This window comes from Nitrospirillum guanabarense, from assembly GCF_034653355.1.
GTDB lineage: Bacteria > Pseudomonadota > Alphaproteobacteria > Azospirillales > Azospirillaceae > Nitrospirillum.
In genome coordinates this window covers 1884519-1906156 of the sequence record NZ_JAYEER010000004.1, presented here as the reverse complement: position 1 = coordinate 1906156, position 21638 = coordinate 1884519, and the positions used below count along the sequence as shown (strand labels likewise).

Below are 21638 nucleotides of genomic sequence, written 5' to 3'. Positions count from 1 at the left end.
CGCACACCCGCGTCCTTGTTTCATATAATCCCTGAACAGTTGCCAAGCCGTAAACGTTTTCAGCCGTCTAAGACCAAAATTCGCGCGGGCGGGCCCATGCGGCCGACATCGCGCCATCCGGCCTATCCTGACCAGATGGTCAGGGGTGGGAAGGGGCGCCCCTGACGGGGATGGGCGGTGGGCCGGGGCCGACTTCGGCGGACGCGATGCTGACGGACTCAGGGTGAGGGCGGCAGGACGTCAACCTGGGCCAGGTGACCGATGACGTGGGTGAAGAACAGCTCGCCCGCCTCCAGCCGCACCGGCACCACCGGGCCGCCCGGCACCGGCCGGCCGATCCAGAGGTCGAAGCCGCGCGGCTTGCCATCCGGCGCCGCCGTCCAGAAGTTCTGGCTGCCGCGCCCCGCCGGCTGGAAGCCCGCGACCGGCAGGATGGCGACGTGGCAGCCGATGGCTTCGCCATCGAACACCGTGTACTCCGACTTCTCGATGTGGCGGCCGGGCCGGCTTTCCATCAACACGTCATAGCGGCGACGGCCGTCATAGACGGGCAGGCGGCTGGCGCAGTCCCCACCCTCGGCATGGCGGCTGATGGCGACGGCGGCGCTCAGCAGATCCACCGTGCCGGGGCGCTGGTCCGGCGGCACGGCGTTGGCGTCGTCGGGCGAGGGGGGCGGCGTCTGGGTGAAGGTCACGGTCGTGTCGCGCGCGCCGTAGGGGGCGGCGTAGCTCAAGGTCGCGTCCCAGCTCTTGTCCCGCAGGGTGCGCAGGCTGTGGAAGTGGCGGGGGGCGACGCCGTTGACCCCGCCGAAACGCCCGTTCGCCTCGGCGGTGTAGGACCATTTGATCAGCCGGGCCAGCATGTCGCCGGCCGCCGCCGCCACGGTGACGCGGTAGTCGTCGCCCTTGATCTCCGTCTCCAGGGTCATGCGGCCCATCTTCAGCCCGCCGACATAGACGTCGTAGCCCAGGCGCAGATGCTGAGGGGTTTCAGCCGCGTGAGCGCATAGCGGAAGAGCCAGCGTCAGGGCGGCGATGCGGACGGAGCGGCGGAGGGCGAGGGACGTCATGCCCGCCGTCCTCCGGGCTGAAGATGGCGGCGGCAAGGCGGGCACGGGGGGGGCCGTCAGGCGTGTCCCACCTCGGCCGACAGCATGGGCAGGCTGACGCCCAGCTTGGCGATGGCCCGCTCCCACTTGGTGTCCATGTCGTCGTCGAACAGCAGGGTGGCATCGGCCGGCACGTGCAGCCAGCCGTTGGCCTGCATCTCCTGGTCCAGCTGGCCGGCGGCCCAGCCGGCGTAGCCCAGGGCCAGCAGGCACTTGCGAGGGCCGCGTCCCTCGGTGATGGCGCGCAGGATGTCGACCGTGGCGGTCAGCGCCACCTCATCCTCCACCCGCAGCGTCCCCTCGCGCTGATAGTCCGTGCTGTGCAGCACGAAGCCCCGGCCCGGTTCCACGGGCCCGCCGAAATGCACGCGCAGCCGATCCTCGGGATCACCGCCGTCGATGCCCAGCTGTTCCAGCAGGCCGCCGGCGTCGATGCCATCGAACAGCCGGTTGATCACCAGGCCCATGGCGCCGTCGTCGGTGTGGGCGCAGACGTAGATGACGGTGCGGGCGAAACGCTCATCCGGCATGGATGGCATGGCGACCAGCAGTTGCCCGGTCAGGAAACGTCGGATGGTGGTGTCCTTCATGGCCGGCGCCTTCCCTTGTCACCCGGGCCTCCGCCAGAGGAGGCCGACGGGGGCCGGCCCACTTGGCCGGCGCTGTCATACTGCCTGTCCATGCGTTCAGCGTAGCATGGCTGTAAGGTTCCGTCGCCCCTGGGGGCGGGGAACCGTCCCTATTCAGGTCATATTGCGCGGCGCCGCCGGGTGACAAGGGGTGGAAACCGTTTCCCTTGCCCATCGCGCCCCGCGGGACATAGAACCACAGGGCCTGAACCATCCAGCACCTCTGGCATTTTATGCTCCAGGCCAAACATCAACGGGAGTTCCAGTCCATGACGATCCAGGTTGGCGATACCTTCCCCAGCGTCTCGATCAAGCACCTGACCGATGCCGGCATGCAGGAGACCAGCACCGATGCCCTGCTGAAGGGCAAGAAGGTCGTCCTTTTCGCCGTGCCCGGCGCCTTCACCCCCACCTGCTCCGCCAAGCACCTGCCGGGCTTCATTCAGAACGCCGACGCGCTGAAGGCCAAGGGTGTCGACGCCGTCATCTGCATGGCCGTCAACGACCCCTTCGTGATGCAGGCCTGGGCCAAGGCCAATGACGTGGGCGACACCGTGTTCATGCTGCCCGACGGCAACGGCACGCTGACCCGTGAGCTGGGTCTGACCATGGACGGCACCGCCTACAACCTGGGCCAGCGCAGCCAGCGCTTCGCCCTGGTCATCGACGACGGCGTCGTGACCCGGGTGGACGTGGAAAAGCCCGGCGCCTTCGAGGTGTCCAGCGCCGAGGCGGTGCTGAAGAACCTGTAAAACCAGGCTCATAACGCCAAAAGGCCCGCGCCGGTTCCACCAACCGGCGCGGGCCTTTGTTATGACGCCACCCATCTTGTTGCGCACCCGCCACGCCGGCGGAAGCCGGCTAGGCCGCGACCGCAGCCGCCGGAGATTTCCGGGGAGCCGAAGGCGGACTGGGAATTCGAGGACTAAGCCAGGGGCCGGATGGCCCGCCGGCGTTTGAGGCGAACGAACTAACGCCCGCGCGCTTCCGCCAGGCCTTCCCGCGCCAACTGGTCGGCGCGTTCGTTCTCGGGGTGGCCGGCGTGGCCGCGCACCCAATGGAACACCACCTCGTGCCGGTCGGCCTGGGCGGACAGCCGCTGCCACAAATCCACGTTCTTCACCGGCTTCTTGTCGGCGGTGAGCCAGCCCTTGGCCCGCCAGCCGTGGATCCACTTGGTGATGCCGTCGCGCAAGTACTGGCTGTCGGTGTGCAGGTCCACCTTCACCGGGCGCTTCAGCGTCTCCAGCGCCTGGATGGCCGCCATCAGTTCCATGCGGTTGTTGGTGGTGTCGGGCTCCCCGCCCTTCAGTTCCCGCTCCGTGCCGTTCCAGCGCAGGATGGCGCCCCAGCCGCCGGGGCCGGGGTTGCCGCTGCAGGCGCCGTCGGTGAAGATCTCCACGCGCGGGCTGGGCGCTTTGGCGGCGGCGGGCGTATCAGTCACGTCAAATCCTCCGGCGCCAAGCCATAGTCGGCCAGGCTGCGGGCCTGCTGGTGGAAGCGCAGCTTGTGCAGGTATTCCAGCGGGTCCTTGCGTTTCACCAGGGCGCCGGCGGGTGTGTTCACCCAGTCATAGAGGCGGGTCAGCAGAAAGCGCAAGGCGCTGCCCCGCGCCAGCAGGGGCAGGGCCGCCATCTCCGCCGCCGTCAGCGGTCGCACCTTGGCGTAATTGACCAGCAGCAGGCGCGACTTGGTGACGTTGAAGGCGCCGTCGGGCTCGAAGCACCAGGCGTTCAGGCAGATGGCCACGTCGTAGGCCAGCATGTCGCTGCAGGCGAAATAGAAGTCGATCAGGCCGGACAGGGCGCCGTCGCGGAAGAAGACGTTATCCGGGAACAGGTCGGCATGGATGACGCCCCGCGGCAGGCCGGGACGGCCGTCGCGGCCGGGCCACAGCGCCGACAGGGCCGCCAGCTCGTCCGCCAATGCCGCCTTCAGGCCGGGCTTCACGCCATCGGCGCCGTCCGCCGTCGCCGCCACCAGGGCGCGCCAGCCGTCCAGCGACAGGCTGTTGGGCCGGGGCGTCGCGTAGTCGGCGCCGGCCAGGTGCAACTGGGCCAGGGCGGTGCCCAAGGCGGCGCAATGGTCCGGCAGGATGCGGCGGGGCCACATGCCGGTGAGGAAGGTGACGATCACCGCCGGCCGGCCGGCCAGCACGCGCAAGGCCTCGCCATCACGGCCGGGGACCGGCTGGGGACAGACGATGCCGCGCGCCGCCAGATGGCGCATCAAGCCCAGGAAGAAGGGCAGGTCGGCCGGGTTCACCCGCTTTTCATAGAGGGTGAGGATGTAAGGCCCGTCCGTTGTCACCAGCAGGTAATTGGAGTTCTCCACCCCCTCGGCGATGCCCTTGCACGAGATCACCTCGCCGATCGCGTAATCGGCGATGAACGCGCGCAGTTCCTCATCGGTGACTTCGGTATAGACGGCCATGCCTTGCGAGGTAGCGGGATTTCCAGCCGGGGTCAATGGCCGCCGGGACCGGCGCGCGCCTTTTCCGGCCGGAGGGCGGCCCGCTGGCGGCATGAATGGTGAATTTGGCGATTTAGTGGCGCAAACGAACACAGCATTGCCTTTCGCATCAGGGGGTGAAAATTTTTATGCAGCAAAAACAAACAGTTAATGCGCCAGTTCCGAACTGGCACGGCGGTTGCTTTTAAGGGGACATGGGCCGACACCGCCGCCGGCGACCGGCCCCCGAGACAACCGAGCTTCCGTTCACGGGGATTGAAATGACCGACCTGACCATGACCGCCGCCACCCGGACCTTCACCGCCCACACCTCCACCGGCCACACCCGCCGGGCCCTGTCGTCCTTCGTGCGCCACCTGCCGCTGCTGGCCGTCACCGCCCTGCTGTCGGTCGCCATCGTCAGCCTGTTCTGAGCGTTCCCTTAGTACCGCCTTCGTCCGCCACCGCCTCATCTCAAGGACGCCTGCCATGGGACTGTTTTCCCGCCTCGGCGACATCATCGATGCCAACCTGAACGCCATGCTGGATCGGGCTGAAGACCCGGAGCGCCTGATCGGCCTGGTCATCCAGGAGATGGAGGACACGCTGGTGGAGGTGCGCGCGGAAGCCGTGCGCTCCATGGCCCGCCGCAAGGAGCTGGAGGCCCGCTACCGCGATGTCGAGTTCGAACTGCTGGAATGGGACCGCAAGGCCGAGCTGGCGGTGACCAAGGGCCGCGAGGATCTGGCCCGGGGCGCCCTGGTGGCCAAGGCCCGGTTGGCCGACGCCGCCGATCCCATCCGCCGCGAGATCCAGGCCATCAGCGACAGCCTGGCCAAGGGCGCCGACGACGTGGCGCGGCTGGAAGCCAAGCTGGCCGACGCCCGGGCCCGCCAGGGCAGCCTGATGGCCCGGCATCGCAGCGCCACCGCCCGCCTGCGGATGCGCAGCCAGATCCACGACCACCGCCTGGAAGAGGCGCTGTCGCATTACGGCACCCTGGAGCGCGACATCGACCTGCTGGAAAGCGAGGCCGAGGTCATGGAGATGGGGCGCCAACCGCGCGGCCTGGCCGCCGAGATCGACGCCCTGGGCGACGACAAGGTGACCGCCGAGCTTGAGGCGCTGAAGGCCCGGGTGGCCGGCCGCGCCAACCCGCAGACCTGATCACAAGACCATCCGAAACGACCCGGGCGCGCGATACGCCCGCCCATATTGAACAGTGGAGAGGGGATTATGAGGAGCTTTCAGCGTATTTCCGCCACCATGCGCCGCAACCGCCTGGCCAAGGACCCCAGCCGCGCCGTCCTGTTCGGCGTCTGCGCCGGCCTGGCGCGCTACACCGGCCTGCCTGTCCTGTTCGTCCGTATCCTGACCGTCATCAGCCTCTTCTGCTTCGCCGGTTCGACCCTGCTGGTCTATGCCGCCCTGGCCCTGGTGCTGGACAGCCAATACGCCGACCGCGAGGACATCTACGTCAGCCGCAGCTTCTACCGCGCCCACTGGTAAGGCCGTCGCCCCAGTGGCGTCATCGGATAGCGCCATCGGACGGTTCGCGGGGGACCGTCCCGACCGGCCCCCGCCGCCCCGGGAACCCGGCCACCAGGCCAGGGACGCCCGGCAGCGCGGCGGGGGCCGGTTCCATTTTCGGCGTCCAACTCTCAGCTTCTGGGTTTGATCGCCAACGGCAGGCTGTCGAACAGGCTGGGCGGCTCGTTCTCCGTCTTGGCCTGCTCGATGGCCAGGATGCGGAACTTGGTGTCGATGCCGCCCCGGGCGGAAAAGCCGCCGGTGCCGCCGCCCGCCGCCAGGACGCGGTGGCAGGGGATCAGGATGGGGATGGGGTTGTTGCCCAGCGCCTGGCCCACCGCGCGTGCCGCCTCCCTGGGCGCGCCGATGCGGCCGGCCACGGTGCCATAGGTCAGGGTCTCCCCCCGCGGAATGGCGCGGGTGACGGCGTAGACCCGGAGGGCGAAAGGATCGAGGCCCGTGAGGTCCAGGGGGATGTCGGTGATGTCCACCGCCTTCCCCGCCATCAGGGCCTGGATGCGGGCCCTGGCCTCCATGATGACGGACGGCAGGTCGCCTTCATCCGCCACCGTGGCACCGGGAAAGCGTCGTGCGAGCCGGGCTTCCGCCCGCTCGGCGGCACCCTCCGGCAACTGCGCGCCCACGATCCCATCCGGCCCCCACACCACGGCGCAGGTGCCGATGGCGGTGTCGAACAGGATGTAGGCGCGTGTTGTCATGCCATGGACTCTCGCTCGGCCACGCCCCGTAGGCGGCGACCGCGGCCGCCGGAGCGTTTTGGGAGCGTCAGCGGACTGAAACGCGAGGACTAGCCCAAGGGGCGGACGCCCCTCCGGCGCCCGACCATCTATTCAGCAGCCAGGCCGCGCGGCAGCTTGAAGGTGATGTTCTCCACCGCCGTCGCGACTTCCTCGATCCGGACATCATAGCGCTCGCGGCAGGCCTCGATGACCTCCTGCACCAGGATGTCGGGGGCGGAGGCACCGGCCGTGATGCCCAGGGTCTTCACATTGTCCATCAGGGACCAATCGATCTGGGTGGCGCGCTGCACCAGCATGGAATTGGTGCAGCCGTGCTTGGCCGCCACTTCGACCAGACGCATGGAGTTGGAGCTGTTGGGCGCGCCCAGCACCAGGATGGCGTCCGCCTTCTCGGCGATGGCCTTCACCGCCGTCTGGCGGTTGGTGGTGGCGTAGCAGATGTCTTCCTTGCGCGGGCCGGCGATGGCGGGGAAGCGGGCCTTGAGCGCGGCCACGATCTGCACGGTGTCATCCACCGACAGGGTGGTCTGGGTGACGAAGGCGAGGTTCAGCGGGTCGTCCACCTGGACGGTGCGCACATCCTCTTCCGATTCCACCAGCAGCACGGCGCCGGTCGGCAGCTGGCCCATGGTGCCCACCACTTCCGGGTGGCCGGCGTGGCCGATCAGGATGATCTGGCGGCCATCGGCGAAATGACGCTCCGCCTCACGATGGACCTTGGATACCAACGGGCAGGTGGCGTCGAGGTACAGCATCTGCCGGTTCTCGGCCTCGGCCGGGACCGACTTGGGCACGCCGTGGGCGGAGAACACCACGGGGCGGCCGTCCGGCACCTCGTCCAACTCTTCCACGAAGATGGCGCCCTTGGCCTCCAGGCCCTGCACCACGAAGCGGTTGTGCACGATCTCGTGCCGGACATAGACCGGCGCGCCATACCGCTGCAACGCCACCTCCACGATCTGGATGGCGCGGTCCACACCGGCGCAGAAACCACGCGGGGAGGCCAGGAGGATGTTGAGCGTCGGCTTGGTCATGGTGATTGGGTCTACTCGGTTCCGGTAAGCCCCGGATACGGGGCCGATCATGGCGGCGGATCATAAAACGGCGCGTCCGTCGATCGCCAGCGCCGTTACGTTAAATCTTGTCGCCCCTCAATATAGGGACGGCGCAGGCGATGTCTTGTGCCGGTATGGCTGCTTCTCTATTGTCGCGTGGCCCCGACGCCGGCCGGCGTCCAACTCCAGACGAGCCCCGCTTCAATGAACATCCACACGGACACTAATATAGGTTCGCCCACCAGGAAAGGCACCCGCGGCCGCCTGGCCCTGCTTTTGGGGATGCCTCTCATGCTGTCGCTGGCGGCATGCGCCAACAAGAACGTCGGCTACCGTCCCGGCTGCCCGACCGTGGCCATTGTGCGCGACGCCTCATCGGTGGGCGTTCCCGGCGCCAATGGGCAGCTCAGCTACACCGCGGTGATGCCCAATATCGAGGGCCGCTGCGAGTACAGCGAGAAGGGCGTGACCATGACCGAGAACCTGCGGGTGGGCGCCAGCACCGGTTCGGCCTATACCGGCGGCCCGCTGCCGCTGACCTATTTCGTCGCCGTCACCGACGCCGACCGCAAGATCCTGACCAAGCAGACCTACAACATCACGCTGGACGTCAGCACCGGCAGCGGTGGTTCGGTGGAGCGGCTGACCCAGTTCATCCCGCTGAGCCCGGAAGTCGACGGCCGTTACTACGAGGTGCTGGTGGGCTTCCAGCTGACGCCGGAGCAGCTTGAGGCCAACATCCGCTTCAATTCCAAGCCGCCGGCGCCGCCGGTTCCGGCCGCGAAGTGAGATAGAAGGCACGGTGTCAAGGGTTCGGCCGGCCGGGCAGGGGCGCCAGGGCCGGGGAACCACCAGGAAGGCGGGTCGCGGGGCAGCGGCCCGCCTTTACTTTTTGGGGCCCTTTGGATTAGGGTGCGCTCGCGAAGCTGATGACACCTCGCGGGAGAGACCGGCCCCAGTGGGCTACCCGCTTGGGCCGGCGCCGAAGGAGCAACCGCCCCCGGAAACTCTCAGGCAAAAGGACCGCGAGGAAGAAGCGCATCTGGAAAGCGGCCCGGCCTCATAGCAACGCCTGAACCATCCCGGCACCGGGGTGGCTTTCCGGCGTTCGAGGCCACAAGCCCACCGACGGAGTAAGCGGGCCACGCCTGGTGACAGGTTGCCGCCCGTGAATCTCTCAGGGTCCGGGACAGAGGGGGGCGAGCCCGCACGGAATCCGTCCGTGCGGGAGGAACTCGTCCGCCGGGAGTCCCAGCGCTTATGGCCAGTGAAACCAATTCGCCCCTGCTCGTTACTCCCCTGAACGCCCTGCACCGCGAGCTGGGCGCCAAGATGGTGCCCTTCGCCGGCTATGACATGCCGGTGCAATACCCCCTGGGCGTGCTGAAGGAGCACCTGCACACCCGGGAGCAGGCCGGCCTGTTCGACGTGTCGCACATGGGCCAGGTCATCCTGCGCGGCGACGGTGTCGTCGATGCCCTGGAAAGGCTGGTGCCCGGCGAACTGAAGGCCCTGAAGGAAGGGCGCATCCGCTACAGCTTCTTCACCAACGACCAGGGCGGCATCCTGGACGACCTGATGATCGCCAACCGCGGCGATCACCTGTTCCTGGTGGTGAACGCCGCCTGCAAGGTGCCGGACATCGCGCACCTGACGGCGGGGTTGCCGGGCATCGAGGTGGAATACCTGGGCGACGACCGGGGCCTGCTGGCCCTGCAGGGCCCCACCGCCGCCGCCGTGCTGGCGCGCTTCATCCCCGACGTCGCCACCATGCCCTTCATGTCCATGGTGACCGCCAGCCTGAAGGGCATCCCCGTCACCATCGCCCGCTCCGGCTACACCGGTGAGGACGGGTACGAGATCGGCATCGATGCCGACCGCACCGAGGATGTGGCCCGCCTGCTGCTGGCGGAGCCCGAGGTGGCGGCCATCGGCCTCGGCGCCCGCGACAGCCTGCGCCTAGAGGCCGGCCTGTGTCTCTATGGCCATGACATCGACACCACCACCACGCCCGTGGAGGCCGGCCTGACCTGGGCCATCTCCAAGCGCCGGCGGGAGGAGGGGGCTACCCCGGCGACGCCATCGTCCGCCGCCAGCTGGCCGAGGGCGCCGCGCGCTACCGCGTCGGCATCCAGCCCGAGGGCCGGGCGCCGGCGCGCGAGCATACCGAAGTGCAGGACGCCGCCGGCCAGACGGTGGGCGAGGTCACCTCCGGCGGCTTCGGTCCCAGCGCCAACGCCCCGGTCGCCATGGGCTACGTCACCGCCGCCAGCGCCGCCGTGGGCACGCCGCTATCGCTGATGGTGCGTGGCAAGGCCCTGCCGGCCAAGGTGGCCGCCATGCCCTTCGTGCCGCAGCGCTACTACCGCGGCTGATCCCTATCGCGTGGCCCGGCCGGTGCCGGGCCCGCCTTGCCATTGAACGCCTTTCCCCCGAGGAGCAGAACCATGACCATCCGTTTCACCGAAGACCATGAGTGGATCAGCCTGGACGGCGACGTCGCCACTGTCGGCATCACCACCTTCGCCCAGGGGCAACTGGGCGACGTCGTGTTCGTCGAGGTGCCCGAGGCCGGCCGCGCCCTGACCAAGGGCAAGGACGCCGCCGTGGTGGAATCGGTGAAGGCCGCCAGTGAGGTGTTCGCGCCCGTGGACGGCACGGTGGTCGAGGGCAACCAGGCCGTGGTCGAGGACCCGTCCCTGGTGAACAGCGACCCGCAGGGCGCTGGCTGGTTTTTCAAGATGACGCTGGCCAACCCGTCCCAGCTGGACGGCCTGATGGACCAGGCCGCCTACGACGCCTTCGTGGAAGGTCAGCACTGATGCGGTATCTGCCCCTGACCGAGGCCGACCGGCGGGATATGCTGGCGGCCATCGGCGCCCCGTCGGTGGACGCGCTGTTCGGCGACGTGCCGGCGGCGGCCCACCTGACCCAGCCCATCGCGGGTCTGGCCCCGCACCAGGGCGAGCTGCAGGTGGAACGCGCCCTGTCGCGCCTGGCCGCCCGCAACGTGCCCGCCGGAAGCTGCCCCAGCTTCCTGGGCGCCGGCGCCTACCGCCACCATGTCCCGGCCTCGGTGGACCAGTTGCTGACGCGTGGTGAGTTCCTCACCAGCTACACGCCGTACCAGCCCGAGGTGACGCAGGGCACCCTGCAATACCTGTTCGAGTTCCAGACCCAGGTGGCGCTGATCACCGGCATGGATGTGGCCAACGCCTCCATGTACGACGGCGCCACGGCCTGCGCCGAGGCGGTGCTGATGGCCAACCGCGTCACGCGCCGCAACCGCGCCGTGCTGTCGGGCGGCCTGCATCCGCACTACCGCGACGTCACCGCCACCACCACCGGCGTACTGGGCGTGGAGCTGGTGACCCTGCCGGCTGATCCGAAGGGGATCGAGGACCTGGCGGCGGCCATCGACGACAAGACGTCCTGCGTCGTCGTGCAGAACCCCACCCTGTTCGGCCATATCGCCGACCTGACCCCGCTGGCCGAGGCCTGCCACGCCAAGGGCGCCCTGCTGGTCGTGGTGGTGACCGAGGTGGTGAGCCTGGGCCTGATGCCGTCGCCCGGCTCCATGGGGGCCGACATCGTGGTGGCCGAGGGCCAGAGCATCGGCAACGGCCTGAACTTCGGCGGCCCCTATCTGGGCCTGTTCGCCACCCGCGACAAGTTCGTGCGCCAGATGCCGGGCCGCCTCTGCGGCGAGACGGTGGACGCGGACGGCAAGCGCGGCTTCGTGCTGACCCTCTCCACGCGCGAGCAGCACATCCGGCGAGAGAAGGCCACCTCCAACATCTGCACCAACTCCGGCCTGTGCGCGCTGGCCTTCACCATGCACCTGTCGCTGCTGGGTGAGCTGGGCTTCACCGGTTTGGCCACTCTCAACCACGCCAAGGCGGTACAGCTGGCGGACAAGCTGGCCGCGGCCGGCGTGACCGTGCTGAACCAGGGCTTCTTCAACGAATTCACCGTCCAGGTGAAGGGCGACGCGGCGGCCCTGGTCGACACGCTGGCCGCGGAACCGATCCTGGCCGGTGTGCCCGTTTCCCGCCTGCACCCCGGCCAGGCGGACCTCGCCGACCTGCTGCTGGTGGCGGTGACCGAGACGACCACCGAAGACGACATGGATGCCCTGGTTAAGGCCCTGGGAGGAACGCTGTGATGAACACCCAAGGACGCAAGACCACCCCCGACGCGGAGTCGACGGCGGGCACCGATGTCGGCACCTTCACCGGGCATAAGGGCCTGGTGCATGAAGAGCCGTTGATCTTCGAACTGGACAACCCCGGCGTCACCGGCGTGGATCTTGAGGCGGCCCCGGCCGTCGCCAGCCGCCTGGGCGGCCTGAAGGCCCGCACCGGCATCGGCCTGCCCGGCCTGTCGGAGCCGACGGTGGTGCGCCACTACACGCGCCTCAGCCAGAAGAACTTCGGCATCGACAGCGCGATGTACCCGCTGGGCTCCTGCACCATGAAGCACAACCCGCGCCTGAACGAGAAGCTGGCCCGCCTGCCGGGCTTCGGCGACATCCACCCGATGCAGCCGCAGTCCACCGTCCAGGGGGCGCTGGAGCTGATCGACCAGCTGGCCCACTGGCTGAAGACCCTGACCGGCATGCCGGCGGTGGCCATGTCGCCGGCCGCCGGCGCCCATGGCGAGCTGTGCGGCCTGATGGCCATCCGTGCCGCCTTGCAGGCCCGGGGCGAGGGCAACCGCACCCGCGTGCTGGTGCCGGAGTCCGCGCACGGCACCAACCCGGCCACGGCGGCCTTCTGCGGTTTCACCGTGGATGCCATCCCGGCCGAGGCCAACGGCCGCGTCAGCGTCGAGGCGGTGAAGGCCAAGCTGGGCCCCGACGTCGCCTGCATCATGCTGACCAACCCCAACACCTGCGGCCTGTTCGAGCCCCAGGTGAAGGCGATCGCGGACGCGGTGCATGCCGCCGGCGGCTATTTCTACTGCGACGGCGCCAACTACAACGCCATCGTCGGCCGGGTCCGTCCGGCGGACCTGGGCGTGGACGCCATGCACATCAACCTGCACAAGACCTTCTCCACCCCGCACGGCGGTGGCGGCCCGGGCTCCGGCCCGGTGGTCCTGTCGGACGCGCTGGCCCCCTACGCCCCGCTGCCCTACGTGGTGCACGGGGCTGACGGCTTCCGCCTGGTGGAGCATGCGGGCGAGGTGGAGGGGGATGCCCAGCCCTTCGGCCGCCTGAAGGCCTTCCACGGCCAGATGGGCATGTTCGTCCGCGCCTTGGCCTATATCATGAGCCACGGCGCCGACGGCCTGCGCCAGGCCTCCAGCGACGCCGTGCTGAACGCCAACTACGTGAAGGCGCGGCTGCAGGACCTGATGAGCGTGCCGTTCGACGGCTACTGCATGCATGAGGCCCTGTTCGACGACCGCTTCCTGAAGGACACGGGCGTCACCACCCTCGACTTCGCCAAGGCGATGATCGACGAAGGCTTCCATCCCATGACCATGTATTTTCCCCTGGTCGTGCACGGCGCCTTCCTGATCGAGCCGACCGAGACCGAGTCCAAGGCCACGCTGGACCAGTTCATCGGCGCCATGCGTCACCTGGCGGGCAAGGCCAAGGCGAGCGACGCCGCCCACTTCCTGGCCGCTCCCCGGTACACCCCGCGTCGTCGCCTGGACGAAACGGCCGCGGCGCGCAAGCCAGTCCTGCGCTGGACGCCGCCCGCGGCGTGAGTGCGGTTCCGGGCCGCCACCGTGGCCCGGGTGTATCATTGGGAAAGGGGCGGAATCCTTGGGTTCCGCCCTTTTTCTTTGCTGCCTCCACCGGATTACCCAATCGGGTTGCAGCGCACACAAATCGGCATTGCCCCAGGGGGGCCTAGCTTCCATCTCAATTTCGGCCAAATCTCCCGTCATCACTCACCACGCGGCCGATCCGACGCCGCGACCTTCCGCCGGGACCCACCCCCATGTTGACCGTTGCCAGTTTGCCCAGGGTCGAGATCGCCCGCCTGCGCCGTCCGGCGCTGCAGGCCTCCGGCTGGCTGGTCATGGGCCTGGGCGTGCTGTCGCTGCCCATCCCCGGCCCGGTCTCCACGCCGCTGCTGGCGGTGGGCGGCCTGATGGTGCTGCGCAGCTCGGTCTCCGCCCGTCGGCACTATGTGCGGGCCCGCGACCACGCCCCGCGGCTGGTGCGTCCCCTGTTTGGCCGCTTTGACGCCTGGCGTCATCGCCATCGCGCCCAGGTTCGCGTGCCCGCCCAGGTGCTGGCCGCCGCCAACGACGTGGCCGCCAATGACAGCGTGCCCAGCCTGGCCTTCCAGGCGCCGGCCGGCAACGCCTGAGCGTCCTTCCCGTCCTGACAATCCCGGCAAGGGCCGTGGCGTGGATATCACGCTGCGGCCCTTTGTCTTTTCAACGCCTTGACCATTCCTTGATTGACCGGGACGATAGGCATCACGCATGGGTCGGATATGAGGCGGCCCGGAGACGGGTGGGAGGAACGTTGGTGCGATCGGGTAACGCCATCCTGTCGGAATACGGAACCACCATATTCGAGGCCATGTCCCGGCTGGCGGGGGCGCACAACGCCATCAACCTGGGCCAGGGCTTTCCCGACGACCGGGGGGCGGAGGATGTGCTGCAGGTGGCCGCCCGCGCCCTGCTGGAGGGCAACAACCAGTACCCGCCCATGATGGGCCTGCCGGCCCTGCGCCAGGCCGTGGCCGCCCACGCCGCGCGCTTCTACGGCCTGGACGTGGACTGGGAAAGGGAGGTGATGGTGACCTCCGGCGCCACGGAGGCGCTGGGCGCCTGCCTGTTCGGCCTCATCGAGCCGGGCGACGAGGTGGTGCTGTTCCAGCCGCTCTACGACAGCTATGTTCCCATCATCCGCCGGGCGGGCGGCATCCCCCGCTTCGTGCGCCTGCGACCGCCGGGCTGGACCGTGGATCCGGATGAGCTGGCCGCCGCCTTCAGCCCGCGGACCAAGCTGGTGGTGTTGAACAACCCCCTGAACCCGGCGGCCAAGGTCTGGTCGGCGGACGAACTGCGGGTGCTGGCGGACCAGATCATCGCCCATGACTGCCTGGCGGTGTGCGATGAGGTTTATGAGCACCTGGTGTTCGACGGCCGCCGTCATGTGCCGCTGATGGCCCTGCCCGGCATGCGGGAGCGGACCCTGCGCATCGGCTCCGCCGGCAAGACTTTTTCGCTGACGGGGTGGAAGGTGGGCTATGTCACGGCGCCCCCGCACCTGCTGCAGCCGGTGGCCAAGGCGCACCAGTACCTGACCTTCACCACCCCGCCCAATCTGCAGGCGGCGGTGGCCTATGGCTTGGCCAAGGACGACGCCTATTTCGGCCTGCTGGCGGCGGCGCTGGAGGCCAAGCGCGACCGGCTGGCGGCCGGCCTGGAATCGGCCGGGCTTCCGGTGCTGCCGTCGGAGGGCACGTACTTCGTGGTGGCCGACATCACCGGCGCCCGCGGCCTGCGCCCAGGCGAGGACGATGCGGATTTTTGCCGGCGGCTGACGACCGACGCCGGCGTGGCCGCCATCCCGGTCAGCGCGTTCTACGAGGAGGGAGCGCCCACCCACCTCATCCGCTTCTGCTTCAGCAAGCAGGACGCCATCCTGGACAGCGCCGTCATGCGCCTGAAGGAGTTCTTTGGGCGCTGAGGTAGCGCTACCAGCCGCGGCGCAAAAAAAATCAGCCGACGACGTGCAGGCCCCGGCGCTTACGGTCGAAGGCGCAGCCGACCAGCAGGCGGGAAACCTTCCCGTCCGGCCCACCCAGGGGCATCACCACCAGTTCGGCGGCGGGAATGGTCATGGAGGGGACGGCCGGCAGGCTGCGGGTCTGGGGCAGGCCATTATCGGCGCACCGGCGCAGCATCTGGGCGAAGGGCACGGTGTTGGGGGAGGGGGGAGATCCTCCAGCTGCAGCCCGGTGGACTCGCGGCGCAGCCACAAAACATAATCGGTGCCGACCCAGTGCAGGGTGAAGGCCATCTGATTGGGGGCCACGTCCACCAGCATGATGCCGCCGGGTGACACTGGCAGATCCACCACCTCGACTTCGGCACTTTGGGGAAAGGCGCGGTCGCCGCGCAGAATATCCCAATAGTCATGCAGAAGACGCAGGGTGGAATTCTGAATTTGTAAAGGGAATCGGGAGACTGTGGTCGCCCCCCAGGCCGCAGGTCCAGTCATTCTCGTCTCCCATCCGTACGTTCTACAGGAGCGTCGCAAGTCGATGGGGCTTTAACACTTGAGCCCGGACGGGACGCAAAACGGCAATGACCCGTCCTCATCCCGGCATGGAATGCGCGACGGTTGGAATGGATCAGGCAGATAAAACCAGAGAGCCCCGAGCCTGCGCGCCGCAGTCATCCCGGGAGTAACCCCAATGGGGTACTTTGCAACCACCAAGTAAAAAAACTGCCGGTAAGTCGAAGACTTACCGGCGAGTTGAACAGGGAGGCTTCACGTCTGGGAGACGTTGGGCCCGAAGGCCCACTCCAGGACGGGCATCCTGGAGGAAACATCGGATGCTGCGTCGCAACATCCGATGGCCAATATTTAATCTTTTGATGCCCCGTTTAAAGGGGTGATTAGCCGTCTCAGCTATGCGGTAGGCGCATGCGTCGCAGGGAAAGTTTCCGCGACCTTCTTCACCAGGAAGTCGCGGAAGACCGCGATGCGCTTGGAATGGCGCAATTCCTCGGCATAAACGAAGTAGGCGTCGATGCGGGGACCCGTCACGTCCGGCAGGATGCGGACCAAGTCGGGGTTGCTTTCGGAGATGATGTAGTCGGGGATGGCCGCGATGCCCAGGCCGCTCTCCACCGCCTTGTACAGGGCATACAGGCTGTTGACGCGGAAGATGGTGTCGCGCTCGCCGCCGGGCGGGTCGCCGAGGGCCAGCAGCCAATTGATGTTGGGGACCGGCGCCTTGGCGTCGGACGGATAGGCGATGAGGTCGTGCTTCTGCAGATCCTCCACCGTTTCCGGGGTCCCGCGCTTCTCCAGATAGGTGCGGTGACCGTAAAGGTGTGTGCGCACGGTCATCAGGTGGCGCTGGATCAGGTCGGGCTGGCGCGGCGGCACCATGCGGATGGCGATGTCCGCCTCACGCATGGACAGATCCAGCTCGTTGTCGTCCAGCAGCAGGGTCAGCTGCACGTCCGGATAGATCGACAGGAATTCCCGGATGCGCGGGGTCAGCCACGTGGAGCCGAAGGCGACGGTGGTCGTCACCTTGAGCGGGCCCTTCGGGTGCTCCTTGCTTTCCGAGAGCATCGCCTCCGTCATGGACAGCTTGGCGAACACCTCGCGGGCGGTGCGGTACAGCAGCTCGCCCTGTTCGGTGAGGATCAGGCCGCGGGCGTGGCGATGAAACAGCGGCACATGGAGGCTTTCCTCCAGCGCGCTGATCTGCCGACTGACGGCCGATTGGCTGAGGTTCAGGGTCTCGCCGGCATGCGTGAAGCTGCCGGCCTCCGCCACCGCGTGGAAAACGCGAAGCTTGTCCCAGTCCATTCCCGGTCCTTATGCGTCAAAGACGTTGCGATCCCGGTAGTGGGACCGTCGGAAATGACGGCCTCAAGCAGGCCGCCATGCAAAGAATATATACCCAGCTTGTCCAAGACGCTACCGATTGTGGGTGTCCACACGGTTAGCCCATAGACTGATAAGGCATTTTAGCACCGCAGCGTGCCGTTTTGGCAACGCCCCGACGCCAAATTCGCGAACGGGTACCGCGAATTAGTACAAAGAAGGGCGCCGCCGTACCAAGGCGGCGGCGCTCGCTTCGATGAACTCGGGGCCGCTTCGGCGTCAGTGGCCGCCCAGGAAACGTTCGGCCTCCAGTGCCGCCATGCAGCCCATGCCGGCGGCGGTGACCGCCTGACGGAAGACCTTGTCCTTCACGTCGCCGGCGGCGAACACGCCGGGCACGTTGGTGCGGGTGCTGTCCGGGGCGGTGATGACGTAGCCCTCGTCGTCCATCTCGACATGGCCCCTGAAGATGGCGGTGGCCGGGTCGTGGCCGATGGCGACGAACACGCCGTCCAACGCCAGTTCGCGGCCTTCGCCGGTGAGGGTGCTGCTCAACGCCAGGCCGGTGACCTGCTTGGGGTTGTTGAGGTCGAAACCACCGTCGGCCGCCCCGCCCTTGCCCAGCACCCGGTCCACCTTGTGGTTCCACAGCACCTCGATCTTCGGATTGGCGAAGACGCGATCGTGCAGGATCTTCTCGCCGCGGAAGGCGTCGCGGCGATGGATCAGGGTGACCTTGGACGCGTGGTGCGTCAGGTACAGCGCCTCTTCCAGGGCGGTGTTGCCGCCGCCGATGACCGCGACCTCCTTGCCCCGGAAGAAGAAGCCGTCGCAGGTGGCGCAGGCGGAGACGCCGGCGCCCTGGAATTCCTGCTCACCGGCCACGCCCAGCCAGCGCGCCTGGGCGCCGGTGGCGATGATGACGGTGTCGGCCACGAACTCATCGCCGCTGTCGGCCTTGCACACGAAGGGGCGCTGGCTGAAGTCGACGGAGGTGATCACGTCGTAGACCAGGGTGGTGCCCACATGCTCCGCCTGTTGGCGCATCTGTTCCATCAGGTCGGGACCCTGCACCGCCTGGGCGAAGCCCGGGTAGTTCTCCACTTCCGTGGTGATCATCAGCTGGCCGCCTGGTTGCATGCCCTGGACCAGGATGGGCTGGAGGTTGGCGCGGGCGGCATAGATGCCGGCGGTGTAGCCGGCGGGGCCGCCGCCGATGATCAGGACCTTGGTGCGATGGGTGGTCATGGAACTGTTCCTGGCAGGGGAGGGCCTCCCCTTGATTGGGGGCCGGGCCCTCGCCGCCCTCTAGATATGGTGGGGCAGGCGTGATGTTTCACTCAGACGCGGGACGATACCGGCAAGCGGCCCCGGGCTCAACGTCAGACGTCACAGAAAAGACCGTCCAGCCCTGCCGGAGTGCGGGGGCTGATGGGCGTGGGCTGATGGGCGTGGAGGGTGCGGCCATTCCCCCATAGCGGCAGCGGCCCTCATGCACTACATGAGGGTGACGGGTTCGCGGATGAACGATGGAAAGACGGCGGCGGTGATGGGCGGTTTCAGGAAATGGGCGGTGGGTCTCGTGGCGCTCGCCGGCTTGGCGGCCGCATCCGCCTCGGCCGCCCCGGTACAGACCGAACACACCGTCAGCCAGCTGGTGGCCGAGGGTCCCGCCGTTCCCGGGCAACCGCTGTGGGTGGCGCTGGACCAGAAGCTGCAGGACGGCTGGCATACCTATTGGGTCAATCCCGGCGACTCGGGCCTGCCGACGGAGGTCAATTGGACCCTCCCCGCGGGTTGGAAGGCCGGCCCGCTGAACTTTCCCGCTCCGCATCGCTTCACCACCGGTCCGCTGGTCAATTACGGCTATGATCAGGCCACCCACGTCCTGGCGCGCCTGGATGTGCCGGCCGATGCCAAGCCTGGCACCACCGTCACCCTGACCGCCGCCGCGAACTGGCTGATCTGCGCCGACGTCTGCGTGCCCGAGGACGCCACCCTGACCCTGGATGTGCCGGTCGCGGCCGGCGGTGGGGCCGACCCGGCCGTGGCGTCCCTGTTCGCGGAGGCGCGGGCGGCCCTGCCCGTGCCCAGCCCCTATGCCGCCAGCGTCAGCAGCGGCAAGACGGCCGTCATCTTGCGCCTGGCCGCCCCCGGCCTGACCGCCGACCAGGTCAAGGACGCCTATTTCTTCGCCGAGAACCCCGACCTGGTGGAGGCCGGCGCCCCGCAGAAGCTGGCCGTCACCAAGGATGGCCTGGTCCTGACGCTGAAGCCCACCGGCCGCGCCACGCCCGGCCCGGTGAACGGCATCCTGGAGGTGACCGAGCTGGTGAACGGTCAGCCCACCACCCAGGCGCTGGCCATCGCCATTCCCGCCGATGGCGGGACAGCCGCGCCGGCTGGCGGCGGCGCGGCGGCCGGGGACGCCGGCGCGCCCGTCCTGCCCCTGTGGCAGGCGGTGCTGTTCGCCTGCCTGGGCGGCATGGTCCTGAACCTGATGCCATGCGTCTTCCCCGTGCTGTCGATGAAGGCCATGGCCCTGGTGCGGCACCAGGGCGCCCACGCCCGCCTGCACGGCCTGGTCTACACCGCCGGCGTGCTGGCCTGCTTCGCCGCCATCGCCATCGTACTGATGGCCTTGCGCGCCGGCGGGCAGGAGATCGGCTGGGGCTTCCAGCTGCAGTCCCCCCTGGTGGTGGCCGTGCTGGCCTACGTCATGTTGCTGCTGGGGCTCAGCATGTCGGGCGTCTTCACCGTGGGCGACCAGTTCATGGGGGTGGGGCAGGGGCTGACCCAGGGGGACGGCTATGCCGGCTCCTTCTTCACCGGTGTGCTGGCCTCCGTCGTCGCCACGCCGTGCACGGCGCCCTTCATGGGGGCGGCCGTGGGCTACGCCCTGGTCCAGCCCTGGTATGTGGCGCTGGCCGTCTTCCTGGCGCTGGGCTTCGGCATGGCCTTGCCCTTCCTGGCGCTGGCCTGCAGCCCCTGGCTGCTGCGCCACCTGCCCAAGCCGGGCGCGTGGATGGAGCGGCTGAAGCAGGTGCTGGCCTTCCCCCTGTACGGCTCCGCCGCCTGGCTGGTCTGGGTGTTCGCGGTGCAGGTGGGGGCGCCCGGCATGACCGGCATCCTGGTCGGCCTGGTGCTGGTGGGCTTCGCCGCCTGGCTCTATGGCGTCACGCATTATGCCGAGGGCTGGGGCCGGCGCGGCGGCGCCCTGGCGGCCCTGGTGGCCCTGGTGCTGGCGGTGGCGGCCGTGGTGCCGCAGGCGGGGGGCAACGCTGCGCCGGCGGCGGGCGGCAAGGCTGTGGCGATGACCGACGGGTTCGAGGCCTTCTCCCCGGCCACCCTGGACAAGCTGCGCGCCGACGGCCGGCCGGTGCTGGTGGACTTCACCGCCGCCTGGTGCATCACCTGCCTGGTGAACGAGCGCGTGGCCCTATCCAGCGACACGGTGCACCAGGCGCTGAAGGGCCACAACGTAGCCCTGCTGAAGGGCGATTGGACCAACCGCGACGCCGAAATCACCCGCGTGCTGCAGGCCCACGGCCGCAGCGGCGTGCCCCTGTACCTGTTCTACCGCCCCGGCCAGGCCGAGCCGGACGTCTGGCCGCAGATCCTGACCGAGGCCCAGGTGCTGGAGGCCGTGGGCAACCTGCCGAAGCAGAGCGCCAGCGCGCAGTAAGGGCGGGGGCTTCCCGGCTCAGGGGGCTTGCAGGGCCCCGCGCTGCCTACAACGGTGGCAGTCCGGCGGCGACACGAGCCTTGTTGTATTCCGCGTAGGACATGACAAGGGAAAGCGGCCGGTCGTCCAGCGGCAGGGCGCCATAACGGGCGTACCACGCCGCCGCCGCTGCGTCCTTGGCGTCAATCAGCAGGGCGGTGCCGCCCACCTGGGCCGAAACACGCATGCAGCGTTCCATCGCACATGCCAGCAGGTGGCCGCCCAGGCTCTGGCCCTGATGGGCCTTGGCCACGGCCAAGCGCGCGAGGCGAAACCCGCCCAGCGCATAACGACCCCCGCCGCTCGGCCGGGCGGCGACGGGTACTTGGTGCAAGTCCACTTGGCCCGGGCTGATGGTATAGAAGCCGAGAATGGTCTTTCCGTCGGTTGCCTCGATCGCGCAATAGGTCTTCGCCGCGCCATTCTCGTGCGATTGGCGGGCGTATTGAGCGATGAAGAGATTGAGGTCCGCCTGTCCGCAGTCAAAGCCCTTGCGGTCGTGCTTTTTATCGATGGCCTCTTCGCGCCAAGCTGGAAGCCCGGTCACTTGGCCTGCCGGTCCTTCAAGATGGCGACCATATGCGGATTGGGCTCACGTGGATTGTCCAGAAGGTCAAGTACCTTCCGGGTATCACGCTCCGATAGCGCAATCCGTTCCGCACGTTCGATCACCAAGTCCGCCGCACGCAGTGAATTGCGGAGCAGGAAATCCTTGAGGGTCGTGTGTTCTAGCGCGGCTGCCCGGACAAGGCGCGCCTTCTCCAGCGGTGGAATATCCATCGAGAACCGGCCGTTGTCGTCAACGCTTGCCCGAGGCATGGCGGTCAGTCCCTCT

Annotated in this window: 22 protein-coding genes, 1 pseudogene and 1 riboswitch; of the genes and pseudogenes, 12 read left to right on the top strand and 11 right to left on the bottom strand. The window is 68.4% G+C overall.

Annotation, left to right across the window (positions count from 1 at the left end; all coding sequences use genetic code 11):
• Positions 1-218: 218 nt before the first annotated feature.
• The gene (locus UAA55_RS26855) at positions 219-1070 is read right to left on the bottom strand and encodes a DUF3108 domain-containing protein (protein ID WP_322956655.1); all 852 of its coding nucleotides are present in this window, start codon (positions 1068-1070) and stop codon (positions 219-221) included.
• 56 nt (positions 1071-1126) lie between these two features.
• Positions 1127-1699, bottom strand: coding sequence for a YqgE/AlgH family protein (locus UAA55_RS26850; protein WP_322956652.1), 573 nt, complete (start codon positions 1697-1699; stop codon positions 1127-1129).
• 308 nt (positions 1700-2007) lie between these two features.
• Here UAA55_RS26850 and UAA55_RS26845 point away from each other — a divergent pair, with 308 nt between their 5' ends.
• Entirely contained in the window at positions 2008-2490 is a 483-nt protein-coding gene (locus UAA55_RS26845; protein ID WP_322956650.1) for a peroxiredoxin, read from the top strand.
• A 218-nt stretch (positions 2491-2708) separates the two neighbouring features.
• Here the strand turns inward: UAA55_RS26845 and rnhA are convergent, their stop codons facing one another.
• The gene (rnhA, locus tag UAA55_RS26840; protein WP_322956648.1) at positions 2709-3182 is read right to left on the bottom strand and encodes a ribonuclease HI; all 474 of its coding nucleotides are present in this window, start codon (positions 3180-3182) and stop codon (positions 2709-2711) included.
• Positions 3179-4171, bottom strand: coding sequence for a homoserine kinase (locus UAA55_RS26835; RefSeq protein WP_322956646.1), 993 nt, complete (start codon positions 4169-4171; stop codon positions 3179-3181). The genes rnhA and UAA55_RS26835 overlap by 4 nt, the downstream gene beginning before the upstream one ends.
• A 299-nt stretch (positions 4172-4470) precedes the next feature.
• Here UAA55_RS26835 and UAA55_RS26830 point away from each other — a divergent pair, with 299 nt between their 5' ends.
• The 3 genes from UAA55_RS26830 to UAA55_RS26820 all read left to right on the top strand — a co-directional run bounded on the left by UAA55_RS26830 (position 4471) and on the right by UAA55_RS26820 (position 5698).
• Positions 4471-4623 carry a hypothetical protein gene (locus UAA55_RS26830; protein ID WP_322956644.1) on the top strand — a complete coding sequence of 51 codons (153 nt, stop codon included), beginning with the start codon at positions 4471-4473 and terminating at the stop codon, positions 4621-4623.
• Between the two features lie 55 nt (positions 4624-4678).
• Positions 4679-5356: a phage shock protein PspA gene (gene pspA, locus UAA55_RS26825; RefSeq protein ID WP_322956642.1), complete on the top strand. Its 678-nt coding sequence runs from the start codon at positions 4679-4681 to the stop codon at positions 5354-5356.
• A gap of 69 nt (positions 5357-5425) precedes the next feature.
• Complete coding sequence (locus UAA55_RS26820; RefSeq protein ID WP_322956640.1) at positions 5426-5698, top strand: PspC domain-containing protein; 273 nt, start codon at positions 5426-5428, stop codon at positions 5696-5698.
• 152 nt (positions 5699-5850) lie between these two features.
• On the opposite strand, the gene UAA55_RS26815 is transcribed toward UAA55_RS26820, so the two are convergent.
• Positions 5851-6438: a methylated-DNA--[protein]-cysteine S-methyltransferase gene (locus UAA55_RS26815; RefSeq protein WP_322956638.1), complete on the bottom strand. Its 588-nt coding sequence runs from the start codon at positions 6436-6438 to the stop codon at positions 5851-5853.
• A gap of 128 nt (positions 6439-6566) precedes the next feature.
• Entirely contained in the window at positions 6567-7514 is a 948-nt protein-coding gene (ispH, locus tag UAA55_RS26810; RefSeq protein WP_322956636.1) for a 4-hydroxy-3-methylbut-2-enyl diphosphate reductase, read from the bottom strand.
• A 312-nt stretch (positions 7515-7826) separates the two neighbouring features.
• Between ispH and UAA55_RS26805 the strand changes: the two genes are divergently transcribed.
• The 7 genes and pseudogenes from UAA55_RS26805 (at position 7827) to UAA55_RS26775 (ending at position 15198) form a co-directional block, all read left to right on the top strand.
• Positions 7827-8324 (top strand): hypothetical protein, encoded by a 498-nt coding sequence (locus UAA55_RS26805; protein WP_322956634.1) that lies wholly within the window; start codon positions 7827-7829, stop codon positions 8322-8324.
• 141 nt (positions 8325-8465) lie between these two features.
• A riboswitch (glycine riboswitch) is annotated at positions 8466-8571 on the top strand.
• A gap of 224 nt (positions 8572-8795) precedes the next feature.
• A pseudogene (gene gcvT, locus UAA55_RS26800) lies at positions 8796-9910 on the top strand (glycine cleavage system aminomethyltransferase GcvT).
• A gap of 72 nt (positions 9911-9982) precedes the next feature.
• Positions 9983-10357: a glycine cleavage system protein GcvH gene (gene gcvH / locus UAA55_RS26795; RefSeq protein ID WP_322956632.1), complete on the top strand. Its 375-nt coding sequence runs from the start codon at positions 9983-9985 to the stop codon at positions 10355-10357.
• Complete coding sequence (gene gcvPA / locus UAA55_RS26790) at positions 10357-11700, top strand: aminomethyl-transferring glycine dehydrogenase subunit GcvPA (RefSeq protein ID WP_322956630.1); 1344 nt, start codon at positions 10357-10359, stop codon at positions 11698-11700. Before gcvH ends, gcvPA begins: the two co-directional genes overlap by 1 nt.
• Positions 11700-13253: an aminomethyl-transferring glycine dehydrogenase subunit GcvPB gene (gene gcvPB / locus UAA55_RS26785; protein WP_322956628.1), complete on the top strand. Its 1554-nt coding sequence runs from the start codon at positions 11700-11702 to the stop codon at positions 13251-13253. The genes gcvPA and gcvPB overlap by 1 nt, the downstream gene beginning before the upstream one ends.
• 236 nt (positions 13254-13489) lie before the next feature.
• Complete coding sequence (locus UAA55_RS26780; protein ID WP_322956626.1) at positions 13490-13864, top strand: hypothetical protein; 375 nt, start codon at positions 13490-13492, stop codon at positions 13862-13864.
• Positions 13865-14028: 164 nt separating this feature from the next.
• Positions 14029-15198 carry an aminotransferase gene (locus tag UAA55_RS26775; protein WP_322956624.1) on the top strand — a complete coding sequence of 390 codons (1170 nt, stop codon included), beginning with the start codon at positions 14029-14031 and terminating at the stop codon, positions 15196-15198.
• A gap of 31 nt (positions 15199-15229) precedes the next feature.
• Here the strand turns inward: UAA55_RS26775 and UAA55_RS26770 are convergent, their stop codons facing one another.
• The 3 genes from UAA55_RS26770 to trxB form a co-directional block, all read right to left on the bottom strand.
• Positions 15230-15415, bottom strand: a complete 186-nt coding sequence (locus tag UAA55_RS26770) for a hypothetical protein (protein ID WP_322956621.1) — start codon at positions 15413-15415, stop codon at positions 15230-15232.
• Positions 15416-16146: 731 nt separating this feature from the next.
• The gene (locus UAA55_RS26765) at positions 16147-17061 is read right to left on the bottom strand and encodes a LysR family transcriptional regulator (protein ID WP_088871934.1); all 915 of its coding nucleotides are present in this window, start codon (positions 17059-17061) and stop codon (positions 16147-16149) included.
• A 297-nt stretch (positions 17062-17358) separates the two neighbouring features.
• Entirely contained in the window at positions 17359-18327 is a 969-nt protein-coding gene (gene trxB, locus UAA55_RS26760; protein WP_322956619.1) for a thioredoxin-disulfide reductase, read from the bottom strand.
• Positions 18328-18601: 274 nt separating this feature from the next.
• Here trxB and UAA55_RS26755 point away from each other — a divergent pair, with 274 nt between their 5' ends.
• Complete coding sequence (locus UAA55_RS26755; protein WP_322956616.1) at positions 18602-20764, top strand: protein-disulfide reductase DsbD family protein; 2163 nt, start codon at positions 18602-18604, stop codon at positions 20762-20764.
• A 46-nt stretch (positions 20765-20810) separates the two neighbouring features.
• Here UAA55_RS26755 and UAA55_RS26750 read toward each other — a convergent pair whose 3' ends face one another.
• Both UAA55_RS26750 and UAA55_RS26745 read right to left on the bottom strand, forming a co-directional pair.
• Positions 20811-21350: a GNAT family N-acetyltransferase gene (locus tag UAA55_RS26750; protein ID WP_322956614.1), complete on the bottom strand. Its 540-nt coding sequence runs from the start codon at positions 21348-21350 to the stop codon at positions 20811-20813.
• Positions 21347-21622 (bottom strand): type II toxin-antitoxin system TacA family antitoxin, encoded by a 276-nt coding sequence (locus tag UAA55_RS26745; protein ID WP_145617103.1) that lies wholly within the window; start codon positions 21620-21622, stop codon positions 21347-21349. Before UAA55_RS26745 ends, UAA55_RS26750 begins: the two co-directional genes overlap by 4 nt.
• Positions 21623-21638 lie beyond the last annotated feature (16 nt).